The sequence below is a fragment of the Kitasatospora sp. NPDC042419 genome (assembly GCF_056437345.1).
Genome location: NZ_JBWKAW010000005.1, coordinates 465,664 through 489,324 on the forward strand (window position 1 = coordinate 465,664; position 23,661 = coordinate 489,324).

Genomic DNA, 23,661 nt, shown 5'->3' on the forward strand with positions numbered 1-23,661 from the left:
TCCCGGCGTCCGGCACCCGTGGGCCGGCCACCGTCGGCGAGGGGACCGAACTGACCATGACCGCACCCATCAAGACCGCCGGGAACGCTCCGGAGGCAGACGCCGCCGCGAGCCCGGCCAAGAAGATCGAGGGCCGCTCGCTCGGCCGGATCGCCTGGACCCGCTTCAAGCGGGACAAGGCCGCCGTCGCCGGCGGCGCCGTGGTGATCCTGCTGATCCTGCTCGCCGTGCTGGCCAAGCCGATCGAATCGGTGTTCGGCCTCGACCCCGACGCGCTCAACCAGGACCTGCTGGACGCCAACCTCGGCGGCCTGCCGCTGGGCGACTGGGGCGGGATGAGCTGGGACCACCCCCTCGGTGTCGACCCCCTGCAGGGCCGTGACCTGCTCTCCCGCGTCATCGAGGGCTCCTGGGTCTCCCTGCTGGTCGCCTTCGGCGCGACCCTGTTGTCCAACACCATCGGCGTCGTGCTCGGCGTGATGGCCGGCTATTACGGCGGCTGGGTGGACACCCTGATCAGCCGGGTGATGGACGTCTTCCTCGCCTTCCCGCTGCTGCTCTTCGCCATCGCGATCTCCGCCTCGCTCCAGGGCGGCGCGTTCGGCCTGCACGGCCTCCCGCTGCACATCGCGGTGCTGATCTTCGTGATCGGCTTCTTCAACTGGCCCTACATGGGCCGGATCGTGCGCGGTCAGACCCTCTCGCTGCGCGAGCGCGAGTTCGTCTACGCGGCCCGGAGCCTCGGCGCACGGGGGCCGTTCATCCTGTTCAAGGAGCTGCTGCCGAACCTGGTCGGTCCGATCCTGGTCTACTCGACCCTGCTGATCCCGACCAACATCCTCTTCGAGGCGGGCCTCAGCTTCCTCGGTGTCGGCATCCAGGCACCCCAGGCCTCCTGGGGCGGGATGCTCAACGACGCCATCCAGTACTACCAGGTGGACCCCCAGTACATGGTGGTCCCCGGTATGGCGATCTTCCTGACGGTGCTCGCCTTCAACCTGCTCGGCGACGGGCTCCGTGACGCCCTCGATCCCAAGAGCAACTGACCCAGCGTCAGGACCCTCCGTTCGGCCACCACTTCCTCAAGGGGTTGATCCCACCCATGCGTAGGTCCCGTACCGTCGCACTGACCGCCACGGCTGCCGCCGCGGTCCTGGTCGTCACCGGCTGTTCGTCGAGCTCCAAGAGCGACGACGCCAAGTCCACCGCCACCGGCAGCTCCGCGGCCGGCGGTGCCGCCGGCGCCGACGCGGGCACCAAGGGCATCGTCAACGCCTCGGACAAGAAGGGCGGCACCGTCACGTACGAGATGCGCGGTACGCCGGACTCCCTGGACCCGGGCAACACGTACTACGCGTACATCTACAACTTCTCCCGCCTGTACGGGCGTCCGCTCACCACCTTCCAGCCGGACGGCCAGAAGCTCGTCCCGGACCTGGCGGAGTCGCTCGGCACGCCGAGCGCGGACGGCCTGTCCTGGACGTACAAGCTGCGCGCGGGCCTGAAGTACGAGGACGGCACGCCGATCACGTCCAAGGACGTCAAGTACGCGGTCCTGCGCTCCAACTACGCGCCGGAGGTCAACTCCAACGGCCCGACGTACTTCAAGGAGATGCTGGTCGACAACGAGACCCCGTACCAGGGTCCGTACAAGGACAAGGAGGGCGACCTCAAGTCCATCGAGACCCCGGACGACCAGACCATCGTCTTCCACCTGAAGCACGCCTTCGCGGACTTCGACTACCTGGTCTCCGCCCCGCAGACGGTCCCGGTCCCGAAGGACAAGGACACCGGCTCCAACTACGTGAAGCACGTCATCTCCTCGGGCACCTACAAGTTCGAGAGCTACGAGGACGGCAAGCAGGCGGTCCTGGTCCCGAACACCAACTGGGACAAGAGCACCGACCCGATCCGCAAGCAGCTGCCGGACAAGATCGTGCTCAAGATGAACATCGAGCAGTCCACGATCGACAAGGACCTGCTGGCCGGGAACGCCCAGGTCGACCTGGTCGGCGCCGGCGTCGACCAGCAGACCCAGGCGAAGATCCTCCAGGACCCGAAGCTCAAGGCCAACACCGACAACGCCTACGGCGGCCGCCTGGTCTACACCGCGATCAACTCCAAGGTCGCGCCGTTCGACAACGTCGAGTGCCGCAAGGCCGTCCAGTACGCCATCGACAAGGTCTCGGTGCAGACCGCGATCGGCGGTCCGATCCGCGGCGCCGTCGCCAACACCGTGCTGCCGCCGGACATCCCGGGCCACGAGGACTTCAACACCTACCAGACCAAGGACAACAAGGGCGACGAGGCCAAGGCCAAGGAGGCCCTGAAGGCCTGCGGCAAGCCCGAGGGCTTCAGCACCGTCCTCACCGCCCGCACCGAGCGCGGCCCGGAGATCGCCGCCGCCACCTCGATCCAGGCCGCGCTGAAGAAGGTCGGCATCAACGCCGAGATCCAGCAGTACCCGCAGGGCAAGTACCTCTCCGACCACGTCGGTGTCCCGGCGTTCAACAAGGAGAAGAACGTCGGCCTGATGATGATGCAGTGGGGCGCCGACTGGCCGACCGGCTACGGCTTCCTGCAGCAGATCGTCGACGGCCGCTCGATCAAGGCCTCCGGCAACAGCAACCTCGCCGAGCTGAACGACCCCGAGGTCAACAAGCTGATCGACGACGCCGCGGTCAACACCGACAAGGCGGCCCGCGAGAAGATCTACGCCCAGATCGACAAGAAGGTCATGGACGCGGCCGTCTACGTGCCGCTGACCTACTTCAAGGTCTTCCTGTACCGCCCGGACAGCGCGACCAACCTCGTCTCCACGCCGGCCTTCTCGGGTGAGTACGACTACCTGAACATCGGCACCACCAAGTAAGAGCCTGGCTCCGCATCCCTGAAGGCAGGTGAAGGCAGCGGCGCCCGCCGTCGTCCGGAGGATCCCGGACGACGGCGGGCCGCCGGAGCCGCCCAACTGTGTTTGCCTACATCATCCGCAGGACGCTGGCCGCCGCGGTGCTGCTGCTGGTGGTCAGCGCGGTCACCTTCGCGATCTTCTTCCTGCTCCCGCGCCTGGCCGGCGAGACCACCGACCAGCTGGCCGCCCAGTACATCGGGAAGAACCCCTCCCCCGAGGCGATCGCGGCGGTCAAGAAGAACCTCGGCTTCGACCAGCCGCTGTACACCCAGTACTGGAACTTCCTGAAGGCACTGGTCTCCGGTGCCGAGTACCAGTTCGGCCCCGACCCGGCCACCTGCCACGTGCCCTGCTTCGGCTACTCGTTCAAGAACCACCTGGAGGTCTGGCCGGAGCTCACCAAGCGCATCCCGGTCACCATCTCCCTGGCCATCGGCGCCGCCGTCGTCTGGCTGGTCTCCGGCGTCACCACCGGCGTGATCTCCGCGCTCAAGCCGAAGTCGATCTTCGACCGGCTCTCCATGGGCATCGCGCTGGCCGGCGTCTCGCTGCCGGTCTTCTTCACCGGCGCCCTGCTGCTCACGCTCTTCAGCTACGAGTGGCCGATCCTGGACAACCTCCAGTACACCAACTTCACCGACGACCCGCTGATGTGGGCGCGCAACCTGATCCTGCCGTGGATCTCGCTGGCCTTCCTGTACTCCGCGCTCTACGCCCGGCTCACCCGCGCGGGCATGCTGGAGACGATGAGCGAGGACTACATCCGCACCGCCCGGGCCAAGGGCCTGGCCGAGCGGAAGGTCGTCGTCCGGCACGGCCTGCGCGCCGCGCTCACCCCGGTCGTCACCATCTTCGGCATGGACCTCGGGCTGCTGCTCGGCGGCGCGCTCATCACCGAACAGGTCTTCTCGCTCCAGGGCGTCGGCTTCTTCGCGGTCTCCGCGATCAAGGACAACGACCTGCCGAAGATCCTCGGCGTCACCCTGCTCGCCGCGTTCTTCATCGTCCTGTGCAACCTCGTGGTTGACCTCCTGTACGCCCTTGTCGACCCCCGGGTGAGGCTGTCGTGACCGAGCTCCAGAAGACCACGGCACCCGTGGCCGCCCCGAGCGGAGCCGCCCCGACCGGGGACGCCTTCCTCTCCGTCCGGGACCTGCGGATCCACTTCGACACCGACGACGGCCTGGTCCGCTCGGTCGACGGGGTCAGCTTCGACCTGAGCAAGGGGAAGACCCTCGGCATCGTCGGCGAGTCCGGCTCCGGCAAGTCCGTCACCTCGCTCGGCATCATGGGCCTGCACCGCTCCAAGCGGGCCCGGATCGCCGGCGAGATCTGGCTGGACGGCGAGGAGCTGGTCGCGGCCGGCCCGGACCGGGTCCGGCAGCTGCGCGGCCGGCAGATGGCGATGATCTTCCAGGACCCGCTCACCGCGATGCACCCGTACTACACGGTCGGCCAGCAGATCGTCGAGGCCTACCGCGTGCACCACCCGCAGGCCACCAAGAAGCAGGCCCGGGCCCGCGCGGTCGAGATGCTCGACCGGGTCGGCATCCCGCAGCCCGACCGGCGGGTCGACGACTACCCGCACCAGTTCTCCGGCGGCATGCGCCAGCGCGCCATGATCGCCATGGCGCTGGTCAACGACCCCTCGCTGCTGATCGCCGACGAGCCCACCACCGCCCTGGACGTCACCGTCCAGGCGCAGATCCTGGACCTCATCCGCGACCTCCAGGAGGAGTTCGGCTCGGCCGTCATCATCATCACCCACGACCTCGGGGTGGTCGCCGAGCTCGCCGACGACATCCTCGTCATGTACGGCGGCAAGTGCGTCGAGCGCGGCCCGGCCGAGACCCTCTTCGACGCGCCCGAACACCCCTACACCTGGGGGCTGCTGGGCTCGATGCCGCGCCTCGACCGGGAGCTTCAGGACCGGCTCGTCCCGGTCAAGGGCACCCCGCCCAGCCTGATCAACGTGCCGTCCGGCTGCGCCTTCCACCCGCGCTGCCCGTACGCCGAGCTGACCGGCGGGCGCTCGACCGGCGAGGTCCCGGTGCTCACCGAGGCCGCGGCCGGACACCACGCCGCCTGCCACCTCGCGGCCGCCGACCGGCACCGCATCTTCGCCGAAGAGATCGCGCCCCGGCTGTGAGGCCCGCCCTGGCTGCGAGGACCGCCCCGGCCGTGCGCCCCGACCCGAGGGTGAGCCCCGCCCCGTACCACCTTTCTGGAGAGAACCGATGACGGACACTCAGGCGGCGGCCATCCCTTCTCCCGCACCCGCCTCCGACCGGGAGCCGCTGCTCCGGGTGGCCGGCCTGACCCGGCACTTCCCGATCCACGGCGGCCTGCTGCGGCGCCAGACCGGTGCCGTCCGGGCGGTCGACGGCATCGACTTCACCGTCAACGCCGGCGAGACCCTGGGCGTCGTCGGCGAGTCCGGCTGCGGCAAGTCCACGATGGGGCGGCTGGTCACCCGGCTCGACGAACCCACCGCCGGGACGATCGAGTTCGAGGGCACCGACATCACCCACCTGGGCGTCGGCGCGATGCGGCCGCTGCGCCGCGACATCCAGATGATCTTCCAGGACCCGTACTCCTCGCTGAACCCCCGGCACACCGTCGGCACCATCGTCGGCGCGCCGTTCCGGCTGCAGAAGGCCGATCCGCCCGGCGGGGTGAAGAAGGCCGTCCAGGACCTGCTGGAGCTCTGCGGGCTCAGCCCCGAGCACTACAACCGCTACCCGCACGAGTTCTCCGGCGGCCAGCGCCAGCGCATCGGCATCGCCCGGGCGCTCGCCCTGCGGCCCAAGATGATCGTCGCGGACGAGCCGGTCTCCGCCCTCGACGTCTCCATCCAGGCGCAGGTGGTCAACCTGCTGGACGACCTCCAGCGGGAGCTCGGCCTGACCTACCTGATCATCGCGCACGACCTCTCGGTGGTCCGGCACGTCTCCGACCGGGTCGCCGTCATGTACCTCGGCAAGATCGTCGAGATCGCCGACCGGGACTCGCTCTACCGCAGCCCGATGCACCCGTACACCAACGCCCTGATGTCCGCGGTGCCGGTGCCCGACCCGCGCCGCAAGCAGCGCGGCGGCCGCGAGCGGATCCTGCTCAAGGGCGACGTGCCCTCCCCGATCAACCCGCCCAGCGGCTGCCGGTTCCGCACCCGCTGCTGGAAGGCCCAGGACGTCTGCGCGAGCCAGGAGCCGCCGCTCGTCGCGCTCAAGACCGGGCACCAGGTGGCCTGCCACTTCCCGGAGAACGCCGCCGAGGGCGCCTCCGGGGACGACCGGACGCCCGCCGCCGTGTGAGGTCCGCGCCCCACTCGTGCCACCCGCGTACCTGCGCACCCGCGCACCCGCGGAACGGCGGAGGCCGTCCGCCCCGGGCCCCACGGCTCCGGGCGGGCGGCCTCCCGGCGTCCGGGGGCGTCCCCGGTCGGGGGTGGTCGGTGCCGGGCGGTCGGTCCGGGGTGGACGGTTTGGGGTGGTCCCGACAATCGGGTCCATAGTGGTCCGGTGACCTCGCAGATCTTCCCCTCCGACGTGCAGCAGTCGCTGGACCTCGTCGGCATCTTCGTCTTCGCCCTCTCCGGAGGGCTGCTCGCCGTCCGCAAGAACATGGACATCTTCGGCATCTGTGTGCTCGCCGAGGTCACCGCACTGGGCGGCGGGGTGATGCGCGACCTCGTCATCGGCGCCACCCCGGTCGCCGCCTTCAGCAACCTCGGCTACTTCACCACCCCGCTCGTCGCCGGACTGGTGGTCTTCTTCCTGCACCCCGAGGTCGAACGGATCAACCGCGCCGTGCAGACCCTCGACGCGCTCGGCCTCGGCCTGTTCTGCGTGACCGGCACCGCCAAGGCGCACGACTACGGGCTCGGCGCCGTCTCCTCCGTCGCCCTCGGCATGGTGACCGCGGCCGGCGGCGGCGTGATGCGCGACGTGCTCGCCGGGGAGATCCCCTCACTGCTCCGCTGGGACCGCGAGATCTACGCCGTGCCCGCCCTGGTCGGCTCCGCCATGGTCGTCGTGCTGATCGCCCTCGACCACCTGACCGCCGCCACCGGAACCGCCGCCGCGCTGACCGCCTTCGTGCTCCGGATGCTCGCCCTCAAGTACGGCTGGCGCGCACCGCGGGCCTGGCACCGCAACGGTTCTCGCACCAGCGAGGAGTAGGCGAGCCGCCGTACGCCAGCGAGATCGCCTCCGCCGTGCACAGCAGCTCCGGCACCAGCCGCACCAGCTCGGCGGGCGACACCCGGTCGGTCGGCGCCGAGATCGCGCAGGCCGCCACGGCCCGCCGGTCGCTGCCGGCCACCGGCGCGGCCACGCAGGTGACCGCCTCCCGGTGCTCGGCGGACTCGGCGGCCCAGCCCCGGCGACGGACCGCGGCCAGGTCGGCGGAGAGCTCCTCCTCCGGCCGGCCGTCCCCGGGCAGCCCCGCCAGCAGCACCCGCCCGATCGCCGTCCCGGCCGCCGGGGCGCGCCGCCCGATCCGGGTCGGCCGCCCGGCCGACCCGCTCTCCCACCGGCCCGCCAGCTCGTCCAGGTACAGCACCTCGTCGTCCTGCAGCACCGCCAGCTGCACCGTGCAGCCGCAGCGCTCGCCGAGGGCGGCCAGGTACGGCGCGGCGACCTGGCGGACGTCGATCTCCTCCAGCGCCCGGTTCGCCAGCGACAGCACCTTGCCGCCGAGCCGGTAACGCCGGTCCGACTGCCGGTGCACGAAGCCGTGCTCCTCCAGCGTGCGCAGCAGCCGCAGCGCCGTGGACTTGTGCACACCGATCGAGGTGGCGGCCTGTTCGAGGGAGACCGGGCCGTCGCCGAGCGACCCCAGGAGGGTCAGCGCGCGATCGACAGACTGCGACATTCCGCCCCCCGTCCTGGTTCCGGTCCGGCCGCATTGCGGTGGCCGTCAGGCTAACCGCTCGGGGCGCGCTCCCCGTACCGGGCCCGGCTGCCGGGACGCGCCCCGGCCCCGCCGCGGCCCGGGTCTGCCCGAGCGGGCGCCGGCGGGCCGGTCCGTCCGGCTGCCCGCCCGGGCAGCGCCGCCCGTGGCCCGCCCGGGCAGGGCGGCCGGTGGCCGGATCGGTACGGTGGGCGGATCGGGCGCCGGACCGCAAGCCGAGGGCCCTCTACAATCGGATGGTTATGCCATACCTGGACCATGCGGCGACCACGCCGATGCTGCCCGAGGCGATCGCCGCGATGTCGGCGCACCTGGGGGTCGTCGGCAACGCCTCCTCCCTGCACGCGGCCGGCCGCCGGGCCCGCCGTGTCGTCGAGGAGGCCCGCGAGTCGCTCGCCGACTCGCTCGGCGCCCGGCCCAGCGAGATCGTCCTCACCGGCGGCGGCACCGAGTCCGACAACCTGGCCGTCAAGGGCCTGTACTGGGCCCGCCGCGGCGCCGACCCGGCCCGCACCCGGGTGCTCTGCAGCCCGGTCGAGCACCACGCGGTGCTCGACGCGGTGCACTGGCTCGCCGAGCACGAGGGTGCCACCGTCGAGTACCTGCCGGTGGACGGCCTCGGCCGGGTCCACCCGGCGGCGCTGCGCGAGGCGGTCGAACGCGACCCGGCCTCGGTCGCGCTGGTCACCGTCATGTGGGCCAACAACGAGGTCGGCACCGTCCAGCCGGTCGCCGAACTCGCCGCCGTCGCCGCCGAGTACGGCATCCCGATGCACGCCGACGCGGTCCAGGCGCTCGGTCAGGTCCCGGTCTCCTTCGCCGACTCCGGACTCACCGCGCTCACCGTCACCGGGCACAAGATCGGCGGGCCGTTCGGCATCGGCGCGCTGCTGCTCTCCCGCGGCGCGACGCCCGTCCCGCTGCTGCACGGCGGCGGCCAGGAGCGCGACGTCCGCTCCGGCACCCTCGACGCGCCCGCCGCCGCCGGCTTCGCGGCCGCCGCGGCGATCGCCGTCGAACGGCGCGCGGAGCACGCCGTCACCCTCGGCGCGCTGCGCGACGAACTCGTCGCCGCGGTGCTGGCCGGCGTCCCGGACGCGGTGCTCAACGGCGACCCGGCGGCGGACGGGCGGCTGCCCGCCAACGCCCACTTCTCCTTCCCCGGCTGCGAGGGCGACGCGCTGCTGATGCTGCTCGACGCCCAGGGCATCGAGTGCTCCACCGGCTCGGCCTGCTCGGCCGGCGTGCCGCAGCCCAGCCACGTCCTGCTGGCGATGGGCGTCGACCCGCTGCTCGCCCGCGCCTCGCTCCGCTTCTCGCTCGGCCACACCTCCACCCGGGACGACGTCGCCGCCCTCACGGAGGCCATCGGCCCGGCCGTCCACCGCGCCCGCAACGCCGGTCTCGCGTCCGTCCGGCGCTGAGGAAACCCCGGCGGAATGCCCGACCGCACCACGTACGCTTGGATGCATCATGACTGACTTCCCGGGTGCCCCGACCGCTCCGTCCACCGGCCGCCTCCGCGTGCTCGCGGCGATGTCCGGCGGGGTCGACTCCGCCGTCGCCGCCGCCCGCGCCGCCGAAGCCGGGCACGAGGTGACCGGCGTGCACCTGGCGCTGTCCAGCAACCCGCAGTCCTTCCGCACCGGCGCCCGCGGCTGCTGCACCATCGAGGACTCCCGGGACGCCCGCCGGGCCGCCGACGTCATCGGCATCCCGTTCTACGTCTGGGACCTCGCCGAGCGGTTCCGCGAGGACGTCATCGACGACTTCGTCGCCGAGTACGCGGCCGGCCGCACCCCCAACCCGTGCCTGCGCTGCAACGAGAAGATCAAGTTCGCCGCGCTGCTCGACAAGGCGGTCGCGCTCGGCTTCGACGCCGTCTGCACCGGCCACTACGCCCGGATCGTCGACCTGCCGGGCGGCGAGCGCCAGCTCCACCGCGCCGTCGACGGCGCCAAGGACCAGTCCTACGTGCTCGGCGTGCTCGACGCCGACCAGCTCGCCCACTCGCTCTTCCCGCTCGGCGACACCACCAAGGACGTCATCCGCGAGGAGGCCGAACGGCGCGGCCTCGCCGTCGCCAAGAAGCCCGACAGCCACGACATCTGCTTCATCGCCGACGGCGACACCCAGGGCTTCCTGGCCAAGCACCTCGGCACCGCGACCGGCGACATCCTCGACACCGACGGCACCAAGCTCGGCGAGCACGACGGCGCGTACGGCTTCACCATCGGGCAGCGCAAGGGCCTACGGATCGGCCGCCCGGCGGCGGACGGCAAGCCGCGCTACGTCCTCGACATCTCGCCGGTGAACAACACCGTGACGGTCGGCCCGGTCGAGGGGCTGGACGTCACCGCGCTGACCGCGATTCGGCCGCGCTGGTGCGGCGACTCCCCGGCGTCGGACGGCCGCTACACCGCCCAGCTGCGCGCCCACGGCGAGGAGGTGCCGGTCACGGCGTCGGTCGTCGACGGGGAGCTGCACGTCCGGCTGGACACCGCCGTGCGCGGCATCGCCCCGGGGCAGGCGGTCGTGCTGTACGACGGCACCAGGGTCGTCGGCTCGGCCACCATCGCGACGACGGAGCGCCCGGCCGTCAACGCCTGAGGACGGGGCGGGCGGGCCGGTCCAGCCAGGCCCACTGCTCCGCCTCGGTGACCGTCAGCCCGAACCGGTCGGGGGCCGGGCGGTCCTGGTCCTCCCACCAGCGGTAGGCCTCCTCGACCTCGTCCCAGAGGCGGCGGGGGCCGTACTGCCACACGGTGCCGTCCTCGACGGCGGCCCAGGAACGGGCGTCGGTGGTGGCCACCCAGAGCCGGGCGCCGTCCTCGTCCCGGGCGGTCCACACGTCGCCCAGACGCAGCCCGAGAGCGAAGCGAGCCTCCCACTCGTCTCCCGTTACTCGCCGCGGGGACAGCACCGTCCGGCTCTCGTCGGGAACGTGCTCGTCGCGGACGACGTCGCGGAAGATCCTCAGGTCCTGCCGCTGGGTGCGCATCAGCATGAACGCGGAGTGCGGGCTGAACCGGCCCCGCGCCTGGTCCCCTTCGACGGTGAGCCTGAGCAGTCCCCAGCAGAGCATGGGGTTGTCCCAGGGGGTGAGGACGATGCCGCCGGGCCTGGTCTGCTCGATCCAGGCCCACGGGATCCGCCGGACCGAGCAGGTCGAGATGATGCGGTCGTACGGCAGCCGGCGGTGCCAGCCGAGGGAACCGTCCCCGCAGACGACGTCGACGGTCAGGCCGGAGGCGTTCAGGGAGGCCTGCGCCTGCCGGGCGACCTCGGCGTCGATCTCGACCGAGGCGACGTGTCCGGGGCCGAGGCGGTGGGCGAGGAGCGCGGCGTTCCAGCCGGTGCCGGTGCCGATCTCCAGGACGTTCATGCCGGGGCGGACGTCGAGGTCGCGGAGCATCCGGACCACGACCGAGGGGGCGGAGGCCGAGGAGGAGGGCCAGGCATCGGTGGGATCGGGCGGTTCGGCGCCGTCGTTGACCTGGGTGACGACTGGCAGGTCCGCGTAGGCGGATTCGAACCAGCGGTCGTGGTCGGTCGGGAGGTCGCACGGCTCGTAGCCGCCGTGGCCGTCGTCCAGCCAGATGCGCTCCGGGAGGAAGCGGTGCCGGGGGACGGCCGTGATCGCCTCCCGCCACTCGCCGGGGACGGGGCCGCCGAGCGCTTCGCCGACGGCCCGGAGCAGGCCGCGGACGGCGGCCTGCTCCGGGTGGTGAGGGGAGTCGGTCACTTCTTGTCGTCGTCCTTCCGGTGCTTGGGCTCGGGCGCCGGCCGCGCGCCGTCGGGGGACGGCTTTGCCGTGCCGGGGTCCTTCTTGCCGCCGTGCTTCCCGCCGCTGTCCTTGTCGGTTCCCCAAGTCATGGGTCCTCCTCGTGGTTGTGGTGGTCGGGTTGTGGCTACCGCTCCGGAGGCCGGGGCGTGGGCGGATTCGCCGGCTTCGGCCGCGGCGGCTTCGGTTCGGGTGTGGGCATGGGGGACTCCAATCGGCTTGAGGGAAAGAGAGATTGACGACGCCGCTCGGGCTCAGCTGGATCGGTTGATCAGGACCAGGGCACCGGCAGCGAGGTGGAACACGGCCGCGACTGACACCCCATAGGCAGCCCAGACCCGGACGGGATCGGTGTCGGGAATGAAGTCCTGAGACGAGCCATCCCCGGAACTGTCGGCCGGAGGCAGACCGCGCGTCCGTGACGCGTCAGTCGGTGGCGAGGATTCGTCCGTGCCAAGCCCTGACCTTCCGGGAGCTGAAACGGAGCTCTTGATCACGGATCGTTTTGTCCTTGGTGAGGAGCAGCCCGTTCTCCCGCCCGGAAAGGGCGGGAGAACGGGTCACACGGCGTACTGAAGGGGATCCGGGGCCACGAGAAGGGCTCCGCTCTCGGGGGCCGGGTGTGGGCCGATCACGGCCCACACGCGCTTGCCGGTGGGAAGGGGCTCGTAGCCGGTCGATTCGGCGTAGGCACTGATCAGCTCAAGGCCCCGCCCGGACTCGTCATCGGCGCCAGCTTTGCGTGTGACTGGAACCTCGGTCGCGCCATCCGTGACCACGACGATGATGCGGCTGCCGTCCAGCCACAATTCGGTGTCGATCAACCCGAGGATGGGCTGACCGTGCCGGCTCGCGTTGGTCACCAGCTCGGTGAGGACCAGGAGCGTGGCGAATACCTGGGCGCCGTCCGGGTCGAGCTGCCATGAACGGAGGACTCTGCCGACGTTCGCACGGAGGACGGAGACGGTACTGGGTGCCCGGTCGACCGCCCATGCGGCACGCTTCGCGCTGATCAGGGCTTGAGGGTAGGTCTGCGACTTGGTCTTGATCGTCACTGCCCCACTGCCTCTGTTCGGTGCGTTTGCGCCAGTCGGGAGGCGGCTGCGGATCGGATGGCGTTGGCGTTGACCGGTTCTTCGAAATCCTGCGTACTTGCCCCAGGGAGGGGAGCTGGGCCCATCGCGGTACCTCCGAACAGAACGAACCACGGCTCTTCCGTCACCCGTTCAGGGAAGAAGGAGGCTCGTCAGGGGGCCTCCGGCTAGCCTTGACCGGGTCGACTACGACAGTAGAAGTTCGAGATCAGAACGTGCAGTGACTGCGAGTACGAGTAGACGGTGTGAACTCCCGAAGATGGGGGCTCTTGTGCGATCCAGGCCGAGCCAAATCCTGACTGTCAGTCAAGGAAGCTTGTGTCGACCACGTTCAGGCGTTGTCTCGGGGTACGTCCTGCGGGTGATACGAGAGCAACAGGGCCGAACCCAGGAGGGATTCGCCGAGGTGCTCGGAGTCTCGGCGGACACCATCGCGGGATGGGAGAGCGGCCGCCGGCCGCTCACTGCTGTGCCTGTCGGGCAGATGCTCACGACCCGCCACCGGCTCATGCGACTGGGTGCTACATCCGCCCTTCTCCATGTCTTCGAACACGCTCTTGAGGCCGACGTGCTGCTCGCTGGTGCGCTCGAAGGCGATGTGTCCGTGACGGCAAGTCCACTCGGGTCGATGGTGATGCAGCGTGACCTCATCGAGGTCTTGGCGTGGCCACTCAATGGCCGAGTTCCTCGGGGCATTCGTGAACTTCCGGCACCTGCGCGCTCTCGGCGAGGGCCCGCACCGGTCGGACCGGAACTCTCCGGATCCGAACGCGCCCGCTTCTTCGCCAACATGCGGCGCACTGCGGAGGAGGCTCGTGGAAGAGATCAGCTCCTGCTCCGTCGCCAGGCGCTCTACCTCGCCGGTCTCGACGACCACGACGACACCGCCTCGTGGCTCGCTCACCAGCAGCGAATGGAAGGGCCGAGTGACTGGTTGAGTGACTGGCTCAACTTCCGGTCCGTCGCGATGGTTTCCGCTCGGCACGGCGATCAGGACCACTTGGCCTACTTCATCGACACCGCGCTGGCCGATGATGCCGGCGCGGCCGCGAATCTCAACTACTGGGCGTACTGGATAGGTGAGCTTCCACTTGAGTTCTCCGACGAGTTCATCGCAGACACGATGTCGGCTTCCTGGCCTGGGCACAAACTGCTCAGACACCTGGCCGACGGTCTCAATACCAGCCACGGCTACCTTGATCTGAACATCCACACAGTGTGGTCCCTGCTCCAGGCGCGGCCGAACCTGCTGCGCCCGGGAACGGCGGTAACCGCCCTCCGTGACAGGCTCCCCGTGATGTTGGATAGCGCCGAGGTCTCGACGCGTGGGCGGCGTGAGCTCGAAAGCATTCGCTACGCAATCCGCCTCGCCGAGGCGTGAGAGGAGTCCGAAGGTGTCCGATGATCTGTCTTCGGTGGCGCGGTTCCTGTTCGAGGCCGGGACGCTCAAGCACACCAAGCGCAGCGGGTGGTGGATGGCGGGCGTCCGTGATCCCGAGTCGGTCGCCGAGCATTCCTGGCGGACTTCGCTCCTCGCGTCGGTCATCGCCAAGCTCGAAGGCGCGGACCCCGCGCGGGCGGCGTTCCTCGCCACCTGGCACGACGTCGCGGAGACGCGGACCGGCGACGTCAACTATGTCGGCAAGAAGTACTCGACCGGCGCCGACCCCGAGGCGGTCACGGCCGACCAGGTCGCCGGCATGCCCGAGGCCCTGGCCTCGACCGTGCGGGAACTCGTCGCCGAGTACGAGGACAAGGAATCACCCGAAGCCGTCTGCGCGCGGGACGCCGACAAGTTGGAGTGCCTGCTCCAAGGGGTCGAGTACCTGGCTCAGGGGTACGTGAACGCCCAGCGGTGGATCGACAACAGCCGTGGGCGGTTGACCACCAAGACCGCCAACGACCTTGCTGACGCCATCCTGGCGACCGACTCGCTCGACTGGCTCCGCCACGCCCTCGGCGAGAAGCCGATCCCACTCCTCCCGAGCAGTGCGCCACCTTTGACCTCTCAGAGATGATGGCCCGTTCGGCCTGGTGCGGGAAAGGGATCCCGGCTCGGCTCCGGTCCGGAAGAACGGCGGCCGCAGCATCTGCGCGCCGACAACATCCCGTTGCCCCGGGGAGGTTCGACGTGAGGCCTCTACCCACCGACGCCGATGCCTGGAACGCCTACCTCGCGGAGGGCACCGAACTGGCGGCCCGGCCGCAGTGGCGCCGCCGGGGCATCGCCACCCGCATGCACGGCCTGCTCGTCGAAGGCCTCGACGACACCCGGGTGATGCTGAACAGCCGACCTGAGGCGACCGCCGCTCAGGCGGCCTACCTCTCCTGGGGCTACCGGCGGGTGGGATCGGCGATTCCCTGGGAGGGCGCGGATCATCATGAGGTGATGATCCGCGACCTGCCTCGTTCCTCCTCGGATCCGATGACATGACGAGCGGCGAGGAGACCGGTCCGCCGCCCCTCCACTCCGTGTCCGTCGCCGGGGTGGTGGTGCGGGAGGGCGGGCGGGTGTTGGCGATCCGTCGGGCGGACAACGGGAGCTGGGAGCCGCCGGGCGGGGTGCTGGAGCTTGCGGAGGCCGTCGAGGACGGGGTGCGGCGGGAGGTCTTCGAGGAGACGGGCATCCGGGCCGGCGTGGTGCGGCTGACCGGCGTGTACAAGAACGTGAGCCGTGGAGTGGTCGCGTTGGTGTTCCGTTGCCACCCCGAGGGCGGGACCGAGCGGCTCTCGGACGAGTCGACCGCCGTCGGCTGGTTCACTCCGGCCGAGGTGTCCGACCGGATGGCCGAGGTGTATGCCGTACGTGTCCTGGACGCCCTGCGCGGCGGCGACGCACCGGCTGTCCGCACCCATGACGGACGGCGGTTGCTCGGCGAGGGCGACGCGTGGTGAACGCCGAACGGTGTGCGCGTTGTTCGGGGCCGCAGGCCCCGTCTCGCGGCCCCGGACCGGATCTCACATCCCCCCGGGCCAGAGCCGGGCGGCGAGGTTGCGGGCGGTGAGGCCGAGGCGGGTCTCGGGTACCAGCAGGGCTGTCGCGCGCTTGATGCCACGCTGCTTGGGGGTCACGCGTGCGCGGTGGACCGTCTCGTAGCGGTCGAATGCGGCGGCAGGGTCGGCCGGGTGTGCGGCGAGCGCCTCGGCCAAGGTGTGCGCCCCGGCGATGGCGAGGCTGGAGCCGTCCCCCAGGAGTGAGACGCAGGAGGCGGCGTCGCCGAGCAGGGCGACGCGGCCCCGCGACCACGAGGGGAGGTCGACGACGCTGACGGCGTCGAAGTAGAGGTCGTCGGTGTCGCGTAGCCGGTCGAGCAGTCGGGGGACGCGCCAGCCGAGATCCGCGTGGGACTCCGTCACGATCCGCTTGTGCAGGTCGGTGTCGTGGCGGTCGAAGTTGGTGATGTCCGGCCGGCGGAAGACGAAGGCGACCAGGGCCCGGTCCCGGGAGGGGTGCACGGAGACCATCCGGCCCGGCGTGCTGTGGATGACCACCTCCTGCGGGTGGTCCACCGGTTCGTCGAGCGGCAGGGTGGCGACGAGGAGGCCGGTGGGTCGGACGAAGTCGCGCTCCGGGCCGAAGACGAGACGCCGCATGGTGGAGTGCAGCCCGTCCGCGCCGATCACCAGGTCGAAGCGGCGCGGCGCCGTCCGCTCGAACGTGACGTCCACGCCGTGCTCGTCCCGGTGCAGTGAGGTGACGGTGTCGTCGAAGAGGAACTCGGCCTGGTCGCGGGCCGCTTCGTACAGGACGGCGGCCAGGTCGCCGCGCGGCACCTCGAATCCCCGTTCGCCCGCGCCGCCGCGGCTCGCGGGCATGCGCACCCGGGCGACCTCGCGCCCCGAGGCGTTCAGCAGCCGCATCGCGACCGCCCGGGTGGCGGCCGCGCGCAGTTGCGGCAGGACGCCCATGGCGTCGACCACGGGAAGGGCCGGCCCGCGGACGTCGACCGGGTTGCCGCTGGAGCGCAGGCCCTGGAACTTCTCCACGACGGTGGGGCGCCAGCCCTGGCGGGCCAGCCAGTGGGCGAGGGTCGGGCCGGCCACGCCGGCCCCGGAGATGAGCACGCTTCGGGGAGTCGCACTTCGTGGAGTCATGCCTCGACCATAATTGCACTCGATGCAGTTTTGCAATGAAAGCAAATATGCACTCAATGCCGAACTGCGTCGAGTGCGGTAGGCTCGCCGCATGTCTCTTCGCGACCGCAAGCGGGCCCGCACCCGCCAGACCCTGATCGACGCGGCGACGGAGTTGTTCGAGCGCCAGGGCTACGACGAGACCACGGTCGCCGACATCGCCGCCGCGGCCGAGATCGGCACCCGTACGTTCTTCAGCTACTTCGCCAGCAAGGAGGAGCTGCTGTTCCCGGACTCCGACGCCCGCGTCCAGGCCGTCACCGACGCCATCGCGTCTCATGGGCCGGACGAAGGCCCGGCCGAGGTCCTGTTGCGCGCGCTGGGTGCGGTGCCGGACACCGGCGACGACCTCGTGAGCCCGCTGGCGGCGCTGCGCCTGCGGCTGGTCCGGACCGTCCCGGCCGTGCGCGGTCGCGCCCTGCAGATCCAGCTCGACGCCCAACAGGAGATCGCGCGACAGTTGGCCGAGGCGTTCCCGGATCGGCTCGACCCGGTGGGCGCGGCGGCCCTCACCGGTGCGTTCATCGGCGCGATCGCCGGCGCCCTCCAGGTCGTCCTCGACGGCTCCGACGAGCCCGCCACCCCCGTGGTCCTGCATGCCGCCGTCCGGACCGCGACCGATGTGGCCCTGGCCCCCTGGCGTGGGGTGTCCGGCTGAACCCGGTGTCCGGTACGCGGGTTCCGGCGCGGAACACTCGGGCGCGGGAAGGCGCGGCGAGATCGCCGCCGGTGAAGCCGTCACCTGCCCGGCCCGGCGTCGTTGGTATGGCGTTGGCTGTCGTCCGGGCCGGGTGGGGATCCTGACCTCGATCAAGCGGACCGCGCACCCGCGGTGCAAGCGGCTGAGTCAGTGGGCGGGCCGGGTCCTCGACGCGAGCGGAGGCGGCCCGGGCCGCAGGGCCGCAGGTTCCCGCCGGGCCCAGCAGTCCCTGACGGAAGGAAGGTGGGCTCGGGATGACCACCGGTGCAGCTGTCCGAAGGAAGATCCGGGGCCGTATCGCCTCGGCGTCGAGCGTGCTGGCCCTGACGGCGGGCGCGCTGGCCGTGTCGGCGGCGACGCCCGCGCAGGCCACGCGCTACTGCGACCAGGGCTTCGAGGTCGTGGGTGCCATCGAGCACACGTACGTCACGTCCCTGGGCGGCCCGGGCGGCGTGCTCGGCTGCCCGGTCTCCGACGAGCTCACCAACCCGGACCAGGTCGGACGGCGGTCGGAGTTCGAGCGGGGGATGATCTACTGGTCTCCGCGCACCGGGGCCTTCCCGGTGTGGGGGGCGCTCCGTGAGTGGTGGGCCGGGCAGGGGTACGAAACGGGCCCGGCGGGCTACCCGACCTCGTTCGAGTACACGGTGGGCGACGAGATCCGCCAGAACTTCCAGTGCACGGTGGCGCACTTCCAGCCCCGCCCCGGAGGCGTGTACGTGACGTGGTCCGATCCCAACATCTGCGTCTGACCCGAACTCCACGGGTGCCCCGGCGGGTGCTCACCCGGCCGGCCTCGGCCGGGGCCGGCCGGGGCCGCGAGACCCGTGGAGGCCTCCAGGCCGTTGCGACCGCGCCGCGGTCGGTGAGCACCTCTCACACCTGGAGGGCGACCAGCTTGTGGCCCGGGCTGACGAGACGTGCTCGGGGCGGTGCCGCACCGTCGACGTACAAGGACCGACCCGGGCGGGAAAAGGCGGTGAGGGGCCGGGGCGGGGCGTGATAGACCGGACGCACTATGAACATCACCGTCTTCTGCTCCGCGTACTCGCTCGACGACCGCTACTCGGCTCCGGCCGCCGAGTTCGCCCGGCTGCTGGGGGAGGGTGGGCACACGCTGGTCTGGGGCGGGTCGAACGCCGGGCTGATGGGCCTGCTCGCCGACGGGGTGAAGGCCGCGGGGGGCCGGCTGGTCGGGGTCTCCGTCGAGTTCCTGAAGCACAAGGCGTACGACGGGGCCGACGAGCTGGTCACCACCGCGGACCTCGCCGAGCGCAAGGCGCAGCTGCTGGCGCGGGCCGACGCCGTGGTCGTCCTCGTCGGCGGTCTCGGCACGCTGGACGAGGTCACCGAGGTGCTGGAGCTGAAGAAGCACGCGCTGCACGACAAGCCGGTGGTCGTCCTGGATACCGAGGGCTTCTACGCGGGCCTGCGCACCCAGCTGGAGCGGATGGACACCGAGGGCTTCCTGCCCCGCCCGCTGGGCGAGCTGATCACCTTCGCCGACACCCCGGCCCGGGTCTTCGAGCAGCTGAAGGCCTGAGAGGATCACGGGCATGGCTGCTCATCTGATCACCGGCGCCGGCTCCGGCATCGGCGCCGTCCTCGCCAAACGCCTCGCCGAGCGCGGCGACGACCTCTGGCTGCTGGCCCGCGACGCCCGCCGCGCCGCCGAGCTGCGCGAACGCTTCCCCGGCGCGCAGACCCTGGTCGGCGACCTCGCCACCCCGGCCAAGCTCTCCTGGGCCCTCGGCCACCAGGCGCCCCCGGTCGAGCTCGACTCGCTGCTGCACGTCGCGGGCGTCGTCGAGCTGGGCCCGGTCGGCGAACTGCCGGTGAAGGCCTGGCAGGACACCCTGAACGTCAACCTGGTCGCCCCCGCCGAGCTGACCCGGCTGCTGCTGCCCTCGCTGCGGCTGGCCAAGGGCCACGTCGTCTTCGTGAACTCCGGCGCGGGCCTGCGGGCGAGCGCGGAGTGGTCGGCGTACGCGGCCAGCAAGCACGGCCTGCGGGCGCTGGCCGACTCGCTGCGGCACGAGGAGCACGGGCACGGCGTCCGGGTCACCTCGGTCTACCCGGGCCGCACCGCGACCGCGATGCAGGTCAAGGTGCACCAGCAGGAGGGCAAGGAGTACGACGCCGGCCAGTGGATCGAGCCGGAGTCGGTGGTGAAGGCGATCCTGGCGGCGCTGGACGCCTCCCGGGACGCGGAGATCACCGACATCACCGTCCGCCCCGGCCGCTGAGGCCCGGGGCGCCGGCCCCCGGCCGCCGCGCCGGGCGGGAGGCCGGCCGGTCCGGCCTCCCGCCCGGCGCGCACTAGGCTCGGGCGGGTGAGCAACGGACACCCCTTCCCCGACCTGGTCGGCGCCGCCACCGGCGTCGGATCGCTGCCCGGCACCGACGCCCGCGAGGCGGCCCGGACCTCCACCGGTGCGCTGGAGCACCTGCCGTTCCTCCCCGAGCTGCCCGCCCGCGGGCCGGGCGCCGACATGATCGGCCGCTCCGCCGGCCTGCTGGTCGAGCTTTTCGCGCAGACCGAGCCGAGCGGCTGGCGCTTCACCGACCGCCCCGGCCGGGACACCCGGCGCTCCCACTCCTGGCTCGGCGAGGACCTGGACGCGCTGGAGGAGTACACCCAGGGCTACCGGGGGCCGCTGAAGGTCCAGGCGGTCGGGCCGTGGACGCTGGCCGCGGCGGTCGAGCTCAAGCACGGCGAGAAGGCGCTCGCCGACCACGGGGCCTGCCGTGACATCGCCGCCTCGCTCACCGAGGGGCTCCGCCGCCACCTCGCCGACGTCCGCAGGCGGATCCCCGGCGCCGAGGTCGTACTCCAACTCGACGAGCCCTCGCTGCCTGCCGTGCTGGCCGGGTCGGTGAAGACCGCGAGCGGTTTCCAGCGGCTGCGCGCGGTCGACCGGCAGGTGGCCGAGGAGGTGCTGCGCGAGGTGGTCCGGGGGCTGGACGCGCCCGTGGTGGTGCACTGCTGCGCACCGCAGGTGCCGCTCCCGCTGCTGCGCCGGGCGGGGGTGGCGGGGGTCTCGCTGGACTTCTCCTTGCTGACCGAGCGTGAGGACGACGAGCTGGGCGAGGCGGTCGAGGCGGGCACGATGATCCTCGCCGGTGTCGTCCCCTCCACTGACCAGGCTCCCGCTCAATCAAGGGCAGTGTCGGACCCGGCCGGTAGTGTCCAGGGTGTCAGGACGTTGTGGCGCAGGCTCGGGTTCGCCCCGGAGCTGCTGGGCCGCCGTGTGCTGGTGACGCCCACCTGCGGGCTGGCCGGGGCTTCCCCGGCGTATGCGCGCACTGCTCTGTCACACAGCGTGAAGGCGGGCCAGAGCCTGGTGGACAACCCGGAATGAGAAGTTAACGGAGGGCTTGCGGTGGTGGCTGTCGAGGGCTGGGAGGACGTCCCGGCGGAGGTGCGCAGGCGGCACGCCGAGCTGGCGGCCGAGATCGAGGACCACCGGGCCCGCTACTACGAGCAGGACGCTCCGGTCGTCAGCGACGCCGAGTTCGACACGCTGATGCGCGAGTTGGAGGGACTGGAGGCCGAGCACCCGGCGCTGGTCACGCCGGAGTCGCCGACCCAGCGGGTCGGCGGCGCGCCGACCGCGCTGTTCGCCCCCGTCGAGCACCGGGAGCGGCTGCTCAGCCTGGACAACGCGATGGACGACGACGAGCTGGCGGCCTGGGCCGAGCGCGTCGCCGCCGAGCTGGCCGGCATCGACTACCACTACCTCTGCGAGCTCAAGGTGGACGGCCTGGCCGTCAACCTCACCTACGAGAACGGTCAGTTGGTGCAGGCGGCGACCCGCGGCGACGGCCGGGTCGGCGAGGACATCACCGCCAACGTCCGCACCATCAAGGAGATCCCGCACCGGTTGAAGGGGGAGGACGTCCCCGAGCTGGTCGAGATCCGCGGTGAGGTCTACTTCCCGACCGACGCCTTCGAGGCGCTCAACGCCTCCTTCGCCGAGGAGAACGAGCGCCGCCGGCTGGAGAACGAGGAGCGCGCCAAGGAGGGCAAGCGCCCCCGGGCGATGATCCGGCTGTTCATGAACCCGCGGAACGCCGCCGCCGGTTCGCTCCGCCAGAAGGACCCGCTGGTCACCGCCTCCCGCCCGCTGCAGATGGTGGTGCACGGCATCGGCGCGCGGGTCGGCTTCGACATCGACAACCAGTCGCACGCCTACCGGCTGCTGCACGACTGGGGCCTGCCCACCGCCCGGCACAACAAGGTGGTGGGGACCCTCGACGAGGTCCGCGCCTTCATCAGGCACTTCGGCGAGCAGCGGCACTCGGTCGAGCACGAGATCGACGGCGTGGTCGTCAAGGTGGACGAGATCGCCCTGCAGGGCCGGCTCGGCTCCACTTCCAAGTCCCCGCGCTGGGCGATCGCCTGGAAGTACCCGCCGGAGGAGGTCACCGGCAAGCTGGCCGAGATCAAGATCGGCATCGGGCGCACCGGCCGGGCCACCCCGTACGCGGTGCTGGCCGAGCCGGTCAAGGTGGCCGGTTCGATGGTCCAGTACGCGACGCTGCACAACCAGGACGTGGTGAAGGCCAAGGACGTCCTGCTGGGCGACACCGTGGTGCTGCGCAAGGCCGGGGACGTCATTCCGGAGATCCTCGGCCCGGTCTACACCCTGCGGGACGGCAGCGAGGTGCCGTTCGTGATGCCCTCGCACTGCCCCGAGTGCGGTGCGGAGCTCCGGCCGATGGCGGAGGGGGACATCGACCTGCGCTGTCCGAACGCGCAGTTCTGCCCGGCCCAGATCCGCGAGCGGATCGCCTTCCTCGGGGGGCGCTCGGCGCTGGACATCGAGGGCCTGGGCTACGTCGCGGCCACCGCGCTGACCCAGCCGCTGGCGCCCGCCGCCGCGCCGGTGGGGAACGAGGGCGACATCTTCGGCCTGACGGTGGAGCAGTTGCTGCCGATCAAGGTGCTGGTGCGCGACCAGAAGACCGGCATGCCCAAGCTCGACGACGAGACCGGCGAGGAGAAGGAGGTGTTCTTCTTCGCCACCACCACCGGGGCGCCGAAGAAGAACACCGGGCTGATGCTCGACAACATCGAGAAGGCCAAGGACCGCCCGCTCTGGCGCTTCCTCAACGGCCTCTCGATCCGGCACGTGGGCCCGGTCGCGGCGCAGGACCTGGCCCGGGAGTTCCGCGACCTGGACGCGATCTTCGCGGCGAGCGAGGAGCGGCTGGCCGCCACCGACGGCGTCGGCACGGGCACCGCGCGGTCGATCATCGAGTGGTACCAGGTGGACTGGCACCGGGAGATCGTCGAGAAGTGGCGCGCGGCCGGTGTCCGCTTCACCGAGGAGGCCCCCGAGGAGGAGGCCGAGCGTCCGCTGGAGGGCCTGACCGTCGTCGTCACGGGCACGCTGGCCGGGCACACCCGGGACGGCGCCAAGGAGGCGCTGACCTCGCGCGGCGCGAAGGTGACCGGGTCGGTCTCGAAGAAGACCCACTTCGTGGTCGCCGGGGACAATCCGGGGTCCAAGTACGACAAGGCCGTTCAGCTCGGGCTGCCGGTCCTCGACGACGCGGGCTTCGCCGTCCTGCTGGAGCAGGGTTCCGCGGCGGCCCGGGTCCACCTGGGGCTGCCGCCGGAGCCGGTGGTCGAGGAGCCGGTGAAGAAGGCGCCCGCGAAGAAGCGCGCCGCGAAGGCCGCAGCGGAGACGCCCGAGGAGACGCCCGAGGGGACGGCCGAGGAGGGCGCCGCCGAGGAGCCCACCGAGGAGCCCGCCGAGGGCTGACCCGCGCGCGGAAGCCCGGGATCCGTCTTGTTATCGTCCTGATGCAACGTCATCGGGTGTCGCACAGTGATAGCGGGAATCGTGTCACTGTGCGGCACCGGAGCGCGGTGGCGCATTTCCGGTTGTCCGAAAGTCTGCCCGTCGGGTGGACCCGCGCATACCCTGGAGCGCAACAGAGTGTCAGCAGGGGTGGGGGTACCGGCTGAGCCGGACTCCGCGGGGCCGCTCCATGCCCGGCAGGCTGCCGGCACCGGTACGGTGCCCCACCGCTAGGCGGCCTGACGGGGCGGGCCCGACGGAGGACAGGGCTTATGGATCGTACGACCGGCGGTGCGCCCACACGCCCGCCGCAG

General features: G+C 71.4%; 23 protein-coding genes. 18 read left to right on the top strand and 5 right to left on the bottom strand.

All coding sequences use genetic code 11. The annotated features are described in order from the left end of the window. Positions 1 to 56 precede the first annotated feature (56 nt). From AC067J_RS14180 to AC067J_RS14205, 6 genes are all read left to right on the top strand, one after another. Complete coding sequence (locus tag AC067J_RS14180; RefSeq protein WP_478298870.1) at positions 57 to 1,046, top strand: ABC transporter permease; 990 nt, start codon at positions 57 to 59, stop codon at positions 1,044 to 1,046. A gap of 56 nt (positions 1,047 to 1,102) precedes the next feature. Then, complete coding sequence (locus tag AC067J_RS14185) at positions 1,103 to 2,872, top strand: ABC transporter substrate-binding protein (RefSeq protein ID WP_478298872.1); 1,770 nt, start codon at positions 1,103 to 1,105, stop codon at positions 2,870 to 2,872. Between the two features lie 98 nt (positions 2,873 to 2,970). Next, the gene (locus AC067J_RS14190; RefSeq protein WP_478298873.1) at positions 2,971 to 3,981 is read left to right on the top strand and encodes an ABC transporter permease; all 1,011 of its coding nucleotides are present in this window, start codon (positions 2,971 to 2,973) and stop codon (positions 3,979 to 3,981) included. Next, on the top strand, positions 3,978 to 5,060 hold the full coding sequence (locus AC067J_RS14195) for an ABC transporter ATP-binding protein (protein WP_478298874.1): 1,083 nt from the start codon (positions 3,978 to 3,980) through the stop codon (positions 5,058 to 5,060). The genes AC067J_RS14190 and AC067J_RS14195 overlap by 4 nt, the downstream gene beginning before the upstream one ends. Before the next feature lie 88 nt (positions 5,061 to 5,148). Beyond that, on the top strand, positions 5,149 to 6,225 hold the full coding sequence (locus AC067J_RS14200) for an ABC transporter ATP-binding protein (protein ID WP_478298876.1): 1,077 nt from the start codon (positions 5,149 to 5,151) through the stop codon (positions 6,223 to 6,225). Between the two features lie 207 nt (positions 6,226 to 6,432). Continuing rightward, positions 6,433 to 7,092, top strand: coding sequence for a trimeric intracellular cation channel family protein (locus AC067J_RS14205; protein ID WP_478298878.1), 660 nt, complete (start codon positions 6,433 to 6,435; stop codon positions 7,090 to 7,092). Here the strand turns inward: AC067J_RS14205 and AC067J_RS14210 are convergent. Continuing rightward, positions 7,028 to 7,786 (bottom strand): IclR family transcriptional regulator, encoded by a 759-nt coding sequence (locus tag AC067J_RS14210; RefSeq protein ID WP_478298879.1) that lies wholly within the window; start codon positions 7,784 to 7,786, stop codon positions 7,028 to 7,030. The two genes, AC067J_RS14205 and AC067J_RS14210, sit on opposite strands and share 65 nt — an antisense overlap. Positions 7,787 to 8,067: 281 nt before the next feature. On the opposite strand from AC067J_RS14210, the gene AC067J_RS14215 reads away from it, so the two are divergent. Then, positions 8,068 to 9,249, top strand: a complete 1,182-nt coding sequence (locus AC067J_RS14215; protein WP_478298881.1) for a cysteine desulfurase family protein — start codon at positions 8,068 to 8,070, stop codon at positions 9,247 to 9,249. A gap of 49 nt (positions 9,250 to 9,298) precedes the next feature. Continuing rightward, a complete protein-coding gene (gene mnmA, locus AC067J_RS14220; RefSeq protein WP_478298882.1) occupies positions 9,299 to 10,435 on the top strand; it encodes a tRNA 2-thiouridine(34) synthase MnmA in 1,137 nt (378 codons plus the stop codon). On the opposite strand, the gene AC067J_RS14225 is transcribed toward mnmA, so the two are convergent. From AC067J_RS14225 to AC067J_RS14235, 3 genes are all read right to left on the bottom strand, one after another. After that, positions 10,425 to 11,570, bottom strand: a complete 1,146-nt coding sequence (locus AC067J_RS14225; protein WP_478298884.1) for a methyltransferase domain-containing protein — start codon at positions 11,568 to 11,570, stop codon at positions 10,425 to 10,427. The genes mnmA and AC067J_RS14225 overlap by 11 nt on opposite strands. Then, positions 11,567 to 11,701: a hypothetical protein gene (locus tag AC067J_RS14230; RefSeq protein WP_478298886.1), complete on the bottom strand. Its 135-nt coding sequence runs from the start codon at positions 11,699 to 11,701 to the stop codon at positions 11,567 to 11,569. The genes AC067J_RS14225 and AC067J_RS14230 overlap by 4 nt, the downstream gene beginning before the upstream one ends. A gap of 468 nt (positions 11,702 to 12,169) precedes the next feature. Beyond that, positions 12,170 to 12,664 (bottom strand): ATP-binding protein, encoded by a 495-nt coding sequence (locus AC067J_RS14235; RefSeq protein WP_478298888.1) that lies wholly within the window; start codon positions 12,662 to 12,664, stop codon positions 12,170 to 12,172. Between the two features lie 298 nt (positions 12,665 to 12,962). On the opposite strand from AC067J_RS14235, the gene AC067J_RS14240 reads away from it, so the two are divergent. The 4 genes from AC067J_RS14240 (at position 12,963) to AC067J_RS14255 (ending at position 15,598) form a co-directional block, all read left to right on the top strand. Further along, positions 12,963 to 14,084: a helix-turn-helix domain-containing protein gene (locus AC067J_RS14240; RefSeq protein ID WP_478298890.1), complete on the top strand. Its 1,122-nt coding sequence runs from the start codon at positions 12,963 to 12,965 to the stop codon at positions 14,082 to 14,084. Between the two features lie 13 nt (positions 14,085 to 14,097). Then, the gene (locus AC067J_RS14245) at positions 14,098 to 14,721 is read left to right on the top strand and encodes an HD domain-containing protein (RefSeq protein WP_478298892.1); all 624 of its coding nucleotides are present in this window, start codon (positions 14,098 to 14,100) and stop codon (positions 14,719 to 14,721) included. Between the two features lie 113 nt (positions 14,722 to 14,834). After that, complete coding sequence (locus tag AC067J_RS14250; RefSeq protein WP_478298894.1) at positions 14,835 to 15,137, top strand: GNAT family N-acetyltransferase; 303 nt, start codon at positions 14,835 to 14,837, stop codon at positions 15,135 to 15,137. Then, complete coding sequence (locus AC067J_RS14255) at positions 15,134 to 15,598, top strand: NUDIX hydrolase (RefSeq protein ID WP_478298895.1); 465 nt, start codon at positions 15,134 to 15,136, stop codon at positions 15,596 to 15,598. Before AC067J_RS14250 ends, AC067J_RS14255 begins: the two co-directional genes overlap by 4 nt. A gap of 63 nt (positions 15,599 to 15,661) precedes the next feature. On the opposite strand, the gene AC067J_RS14260 is transcribed toward AC067J_RS14255, so the two are convergent. Continuing rightward, the gene (locus AC067J_RS14260) at positions 15,662 to 16,798 is read right to left on the bottom strand and encodes an FAD-dependent monooxygenase (RefSeq protein ID WP_478298896.1); all 1,137 of its coding nucleotides are present in this window, start codon (positions 16,796 to 16,798) and stop codon (positions 15,662 to 15,664) included. Positions 16,799 to 16,889: 91 nt separating this feature from the next. On the opposite strand from AC067J_RS14260, the gene AC067J_RS14265 reads away from it, so the two are divergent. The 6 genes from AC067J_RS14265 to ligA all read left to right on the top strand — a co-directional run bounded on the left by AC067J_RS14265 (position 16,890) and on the right by ligA (position 23,308). Beyond that, positions 16,890 to 17,495 carry a TetR/AcrR family transcriptional regulator gene (locus AC067J_RS14265; protein WP_478298898.1) on the top strand — a complete coding sequence of 202 codons (606 nt, stop codon included), beginning with the start codon at positions 16,890 to 16,892 and terminating at the stop codon, positions 17,493 to 17,495. Positions 17,496 to 17,791: 296 nt separating this feature from the next. After that, entirely contained in the window at positions 17,792 to 18,289 is a 498-nt protein-coding gene (locus AC067J_RS14270; protein ID WP_478298900.1) for an LGFP repeat-containing protein, read from the top strand. A 266-nt stretch (positions 18,290 to 18,555) separates the two neighbouring features. Further along, entirely contained in the window at positions 18,556 to 19,080 is a 525-nt protein-coding gene (locus AC067J_RS14275) for an LOG family protein (RefSeq protein ID WP_478298902.1), read from the top strand. Between the two features lie 13 nt (positions 19,081 to 19,093). Continuing rightward, positions 19,094 to 19,783: an SDR family oxidoreductase gene (locus AC067J_RS14280; protein WP_478298904.1), complete on the top strand. Its 690-nt coding sequence runs from the start codon at positions 19,094 to 19,096 to the stop codon at positions 19,781 to 19,783. 87 nt (positions 19,784 to 19,870) lie between these two features. Then, the gene (locus AC067J_RS14285; RefSeq protein WP_478298906.1) at positions 19,871 to 20,899 is read left to right on the top strand and encodes a methionine synthase; all 1,029 of its coding nucleotides are present in this window, start codon (positions 19,871 to 19,873) and stop codon (positions 20,897 to 20,899) included. Between the two features lie 24 nt (positions 20,900 to 20,923). Continuing rightward, positions 20,924 to 23,308, top strand: coding sequence for an NAD-dependent DNA ligase LigA (gene ligA / locus AC067J_RS14290; RefSeq protein WP_478298986.1), 2,385 nt, complete (start codon positions 20,924 to 20,926; stop codon positions 23,306 to 23,308). Positions 23,309 to 23,661 lie beyond the last annotated feature (353 nt).

Bases quoted from the DNA above. Each gene is read 5' to 3' on its own strand.
- AC067J_RS14180 (WP_478298870.1), top strand. From the start codon at position 57: ATGACCGCACCCATCAAGACCGCCGGGAACGCTCCGGAGGCAGACGCC.
- AC067J_RS14185 (WP_478298872.1), top strand. From the start codon at position 1,103: ATGCGTAGGTCCCGTACCGTCGCACTGACCGCCACGGCTGCCGCCGCG.
- AC067J_RS14200 (WP_478298876.1), top strand. From the start codon at position 5,149: ATGACGGACACTCAGGCGGCGGCCATCCCTTCTCCCGCACCCGCCTCC.
- AC067J_RS14210 (WP_478298879.1), bottom strand. From the start codon at position 7,786: ATGTCGCAGTCTGTCGATCGCGCGCTGACCCTCCTGGGGTCGCTCGGC.
- AC067J_RS14215 (WP_478298881.1), top strand. From the start codon at position 8,068: ATGCCATACCTGGACCATGCGGCGACCACGCCGATGCTGCCCGAGGCG.
- mnmA (WP_478298882.1), top strand. From the start codon at position 9,299: ATGACTGACTTCCCGGGTGCCCCGACCGCTCCGTCCACCGGCCGCCTC.
- AC067J_RS14230 (WP_478298886.1), bottom strand. From the start codon at position 11,701: ATGACTTGGGGAACCGACAAGGACAGCGGCGGGAAGCACGGCGGCAAG.
- AC067J_RS14240 (WP_478298890.1), top strand. From the start codon at position 12,963: ATGGGGGCTCTTGTGCGATCCAGGCCGAGCCAAATCCTGACTGTCAGT.
- AC067J_RS14255 (WP_478298895.1), top strand. From the start codon at position 15,134: ATGACGAGCGGCGAGGAGACCGGTCCGCCGCCCCTCCACTCCGTGTCC.
- AC067J_RS14260 (WP_478298896.1), bottom strand. From the start codon at position 16,798: ATGACTCCACGAAGTGCGACTCCCCGAAGCGTGCTCATCTCCGGGGCC.
- AC067J_RS14265 (WP_478298898.1), top strand. From the start codon at position 16,890: ATGTCTCTTCGCGACCGCAAGCGGGCCCGCACCCGCCAGACCCTGATC.
- AC067J_RS14270 (WP_478298900.1), top strand. From the start codon at position 17,792: ATGACCACCGGTGCAGCTGTCCGAAGGAAGATCCGGGGCCGTATCGCC.
- AC067J_RS14275 (WP_478298902.1), top strand. From the start codon at position 18,556: ATGAACATCACCGTCTTCTGCTCCGCGTACTCGCTCGACGACCGCTAC.
- AC067J_RS14280 (WP_478298904.1), top strand. From the start codon at position 19,094: ATGGCTGCTCATCTGATCACCGGCGCCGGCTCCGGCATCGGCGCCGTC.